The organism is Cellvibrio zantedeschiae, assembly GCF_014652535.1.
In the GTDB taxonomy this organism is placed as follows: domain Bacteria; phylum Pseudomonadota; class Gammaproteobacteria; order Pseudomonadales; family Cellvibrionaceae; genus Cellvibrio; species Cellvibrio zantedeschiae.
This window is the reverse complement of sequence record NZ_BMYZ01000007.1, coordinates 1-5,542: the sequence shown is the minus strand read 5'-3', so window position 1 is coordinate 5,542 and position 5,542 is coordinate 1. Positions and strand designations below refer to the sequence as shown.

Here is a 5,542-nt window from a genome sequence, read left to right as displayed (position 1 = left end):
TGCTTGCACTTGAGGTTGGATTCTGTAAAATGCGCCTCCCACGGTAGAGCCTGGCGCTCACCGGTTGTTTAAAAAAGAGATCAAGCAATGCGTGTGGGCACTTGCAGGATAGTTTGGCGAAACCAAATTATCAGATGTAAGTGCTCGCAGATGAACAGTAATGTTTAATTTGAGAGTCAGCATCTGAGCAAAGTTTTAACCGCTCTTAGGAGCGGTAAGCAAGATTTAAACTGAAGAGTTTGATCATGGCTCAGATTGAACGCTGGCGGCAGGCCTAACACATGCAAGTCGAGCGCGAAAGTTCTTCGGAATGAGTAAAGCGGCGGACGGGTGAGTAATGCATGGGAATCTGCCTGGTAGTGGGGGACAACGTTTCGAAAGGAACGCTAATACCGCATACGCCCTACGGGGGAAAGGGGGGGATCTTCGGACCTCTCGCTATCAGATGAGCCCATGTCAGATTAGCTAGTTGGTGAGGTAAAGGCTCACCAAGGCGACGATCTGTAACTGGTCTGAGAGGATGATCAGTCACACTGGAACTGAGACACGGTCCAGACTCCTACGGGAGGCAGCAGTGGGGAATATTGGACAATGGGGGCAACCCTGATCCAGCCATGCCGCGTGTGTGAAGAAGGCCCTAGGGTTGTAAAGCACTTTCAGTGGGGAGAAAGGTCATTCACCTAATACGTGAGTGAATTGATGTTACCCACAGAAGAAGCACCGGCTAACTCCGTGCCAGCAGCCGCGGTAATACGGAGGGTGCAAGCGTTAATCGGAATTACTGGGCGTAAAGCGCACGTAGGTGGTTTGCTAAGTCAGCTGTGAAATCCCCGGGCTCAACCTGGGCACTGCAGTTGAAACTGGCAAGCTAGAGTAGGGTAGAGGGGTGTGGAATTCCAGGTGTAGCGGTGAAATGCGTAGATATCTGGAGGAACATCAGTGGCGAAGGCGACACCCTGGACTCATACTGACACTGAGGTGCGAAAGCGTGGGGAGCAAACAGGATTAGATACCCTGGTAGTCCACGCCGTAAACGATGTCTACTAGCCGTTGGGGTCCTTGAGGCCTTAGTGGCGCAGCTAACGCACTAAGTAGACCGCCTGGGGAGTACGGTCGCAAGATTAAAACTCAAATGAATTGACGGGGGCCCGCACAAGCGGTGGAGCATGTGGTTTAATTCGACGCAACGCGAAGAACCTTACCAGGTCTTGACATCCAGAGAACTTTCCAGAGATGGATTGGTGCCTTCGGGAACTCTGAGACAGGTGCTGCATGGCTGTCGTCAGCTCGTGTCGTGAGATGTTGGGTTAAGTCCCGTAACGAGCGCAACCCTTGCCCTTAGTTGCCAGCGAGTAATGTCGGGAACTCTAAGGGGACTGCCGGTGACAAACCGGAGGAAGGTGGGGATGACGTCAAGTCATCATGGCCCTTACGACCTGGGCTACACACGTGCTACAATGGGCGGTACAAAGGGTTGCCAAACCGCGAGGTGGAGCTAATCCCATAAAACCGTTCGTAGTCCGGATTGGAGTCTGCAACTCGACTCCATGAAGTCGGAATCGCTAGTAATCGTGAATCAGAACGTCACGGTGAATACGTTCCCGGGCCTTGTACACACCGCCCGTCACACCATGGGAGTGGGTTGCACCAGAAGTAGCTAGTCTAACCGCAAGGGGGACGGTTACCACGGTGTGATTCATGACTGGGGTGAAGTCGTAACAAGGTAGCCCTAGGGGAACCTGGGGCTGGATCACCTCCTTAAACGATATCGCCACTCTCCTGTAAGTGCTCACACGCATTGCTTGATCAACTGGAATAGCAGTGAAAAAACATCTGCAAGCTACAGGCCTGTAGCTCAGCTGGTTAGAGCGCACCCCTGATAAGGGTGAGGTCGGCAGTTCAAGTCTGCCCAGGCCTACCAAATTTGTCCTACTCTGCGTTGAAGAAAAACTCATGTGCTTGAGCACACTTCGTTTTCCTTCGCCTTGATTAGAACAAATTTCCTCGCTTAGCCAAAGCAAGCAAGCCAAATGCATGATGTGAAAAAGAAGTTTGCTTGATCTACATGGGGTTATAGCTCAGCTGGGAGAGCGCCTGCCTTGCACGCAGGAGGTCTGCGGTTCGATCCCGCATAGCTCCACCAATCTTGATCACTGTTATTTAGAAGAAGTCAGTCAATTGCTGTCTTTATCTTGTTTCCTGGTTTGTTCTTTAAAAGAGAACAAATCTAAAGGGTCCAACATAAAGAAATCAACTGACTGGTTTTTACGCCAGAAAGCTCTTTAACAAGGTGGAATGTAAAGTTAAAAATTGCTGAATTATGAATTGAGTGATTTGTGTATTCTCACAAGTCCGGCGAATCATACTCATGTTGTTTGACTCTTTATCGGGAGTCAACAAAAGACGTTTTATCGTAGTAGCAGTCGCTTGTGTTATATGGTCAAGCGACTAAGCGCACACGGTGGATGCCTAGGCAGTTGGAGGCGATGAAGGACGTAGGAGCCTGCGAAAAGGTCAGGGGAGCCGGCAAACATGCTTTGATCCTGACATGTCCGAATGGGGAAACCCACTTACCATAAGGTAAGTATCCTGCAGTGAATACATAGCTGCTGGAAGCGAACCCGGGGAACTGAAACATCTAAGTACCCGGAGGAAAAGAAATCAACCGAGATTCCCTTAGTAGCGGCGAGCGAAAGGGGACCAGCCCTTAAGCTTAATTGGTTTTAGTGGAACGCTCTGGAAAGTGCGGCGATACAGGGTGATAGCCCCGTACACGAAAAGGCCTTTTAAGTGAAATCGAGTAGGACGGGACACGTGATATCCTGTCTGAATATGGGGGGACCATCCTCCAAGGCTAAATACTCCCAACTGACCGATAGTGAACCAGTACCGTGAGGGAAAGGCGAAAAGAACCCCTGTGAGGGGAGTGAAATAGATCCTGAAACCGTGTGCGTACAAGCAGTAGGAGCAGACTTGTTCTGTGACTGCGTACCTTTTGTATAATGGGTCAGCGACTTATTGTCAGTGGCAAGGTTAACCGTATAGGGGAGCCGTAGCGAAAGCGAGTCTTAATAGGGCGTTCAGTCGCTGGCAATAGACCCGAAACCCGGCGATCTATCCATGGGCAGGTTGAAGGTTGGGTAACACTAACTGGAGGACCGAACCCACTAATGTTGAAAAATTAGGGGATGACTTGTGGATCGGAGTGAAAGGCTAATCAAGCCGGGAGATAGCTGGTTCTCCCCGAAAACTATTTAGGTAGTGCGTCATGTCTCACCCGCGGGGGTAGAGCACTGTTTGGGCTAGGGGGTCATCCCGACTTACCAACCCCATGCAAACTACGAATACCGCGGAGTGCAATCATGGCAGACAGACAGCGGGTGCTAACGTCCGTTGTCAAGAGGGAAACAACCCAGACCGCCAGCTAAGGTCCCAAATGCTAGTTAAGTGGGAAACGATGTGGGAAGGCTTAGACAGCTAGGAGGTTGGCTTAGAAGCAGCCACCCTTTAAAGAAAGCGTAATAGCTCACTAGTCGAGTCGGCCTGCGCGGAAGATGTAACGGGGCTAAAACTAGCAACCGAAGCTGCGGATGCACTTAGTGCATGGTAGGGGAGCGTTCTGTAAGCCGTTGAAGGTGTGTTGAGAAGCATGCTGGAGGTATCAGAAGTGCGAATGCTGACATGAGTAACGATAAGGGGAGTGAAAAACTTCCCCGCCGGAAGATCAAGGTTTCCTGTCCAACGTTAATCGGGACAGGGTTAGTCGGCCCCTAAGGCGAGGCGGAAACGCGTAGTCGATGGGAAACAGGTTAATATTCCTGTACCACTTTTTACTGCGATGGGGGGACGGAGAAGGCTAGAGCAGCACGGCGTTGGTTGTCCGTGTTTAAGGTCGTAGGCTGGTGTCTTAGGTAAATCCGGGACGCTAAGGCTGAGAACTGATGACGAGTGTTCCTCGGAACATGAAGTGCTTGATGCCATGCTTCCAAGAAAAGCCTCTAAGCTTCAGGTAAAAAGAGACCGTACTCCAAACCGACACAGGTGATCAGGTAGAGAATACCAAGGCGCTTGAGAGAACTCGGGTGAAGGAACTAGGCAAAATGGCACCGTAACTTCGGGAGAAGGTGCGCCGCTTTTGGTGATGGGATTTACTCCCTAAGCTGAGGGCGGCCGAAGATACCAGTCCCCTGCAACTGTTTATTAAAAACACAGCACTCTGCAAACACGTAAGTGGACGTATAGGGTGTGACGCCTGCCCGGTGCCGGAAGGTTAATTGATGGGGTTAGCGCAAGCGAAGCTCTTGATCGAAGCCCCGGTAAACGGCGGCCGTAACTATAACGGTCCTAAGGTAGCGAAATTCCTTGTCGGGTAAGTTCCGACCTGCACGAATGGCGTAATGATGGGGGAGCTGTCTCCACCCGAGACTCAGTGAAATTGAAATCGCGGTTAAGATGCCGTGTTCCCGCGGCTAGACGGAAAGACCCCGTGAACCTTTACTATAGCTTTGCACTGAACTTTGAACCTATCTGTGTAGGATAGGTGGGAGGCTTTGAAGTCGAGACGCTAGTTTCGATGGAGCCGTCCTTGAAATACCACCCTGGTATGTTTGAGGTTCTAACGTCGACCCGTAATCCGGGTTACGGACAGTGTATGGTGGGTAGTTTGACTGGGGCGGTCTCCTCCCAAAGAGTAACGGAGGAGCACGAAGGTGTGCTAATCATGGTCGGAAATCATGAGGTTAGTGTAAAGGCAAAAGCACGCTTGACTGCGAGACAGACATGTCGAGCAGGTACGAAAGTAGGTCTTAGTGATCCGGTGGTTCTGTATGGAAGGGCCATCGCTCAACGGATAAAAGGTACTCCGGGGATAACAGGCTGATACCGCCCAAGAGTTCACATCGACGGCGGTGTTTGGCACCTCGATGTCGGCTCATCACATCCTGGGGCTGAAGCCGGTCCCAAGGGTATGGCTGTTCGCCATTTAAAGTGGTACGCGAGCTGGGTTTAGAACGTCGTGAGACAGTTCGGTCCCTATCTGCCGTGGGCGTTGGAGATTTGAGAAGAGTTGTTCCTAGTACGAGAGGACCGGAATGAACGCACCTCTGGTGTTCGGGTTGTCATGCCAATGGCACTGCCCGGTAGCTATGTGCGGACGGGATAACCGCTGAAAGCATCTAAGCGGGAAGCCTCCTTCAAGATGAGATCTCCCTGGGGATTTAATCCCCCTAAAGAGCCGTTGAAGACTACGACGTTGATAGGTTGGGTGTGGAAGCGCTGTAAGGCGTTGAGCTAACCAATACTAATTGCTCGTGCGGCTTGACCATATAACAGAATCGACTGTGTATGATGAAACGCTTCGACATGAATACATGAACGACGGACTTGCAATACGCAAAGCAATCAATACAAATTCAGTAAACTTTACAGTCCACCACCCTATTTGAGTCAATCGAGGCCGACAACATACTTGTCTTAAGACCTCCGAACTCATCCAGAATTGCTTGACGACCATAGCACGTTGGAATCATCGTCAAGCTCTTAA

2 tRNA genes and 2 rRNA genes are annotated in these 5,542 nt (G+C 50.8%); all 4 read left to right on the top strand.

What is annotated here, in order from left to right:
• Positions 1 to 227 precede the first annotated feature (227 nt).
• The 4 genes from IE104_RS18885 to IE104_RS18870 all read left to right on the top strand — a co-directional run bounded on the left by IE104_RS18885 (position 228) and on the right by IE104_RS18870 (position 5,324).
• Positions 228 to 1,761: ribosomal RNA gene (locus IE104_RS18885) — 16S ribosomal RNA — on the top strand.
• Between the two features lie 83 nt (positions 1,762 to 1,844).
• Positions 1,845 to 1,921, top strand: a tRNA-Ile gene (locus tag IE104_RS18880).
• Positions 1,922 to 2,067: 146 nt separating this feature from the next.
• A tRNA-Ala gene (locus IE104_RS18875) sits at positions 2,068 to 2,143 on the top strand.
• Positions 2,144 to 2,438: 295 nt separating this feature from the next.
• Positions 2,439 to 5,324 (top strand): 23S ribosomal RNA (locus IE104_RS18870).
• Together the 16S and 23S rRNA genes with 2 tRNA genes alongside form the textbook arrangement of a ribosomal RNA operon.
• Positions 5,325 to 5,542 lie beyond the last annotated feature (218 nt).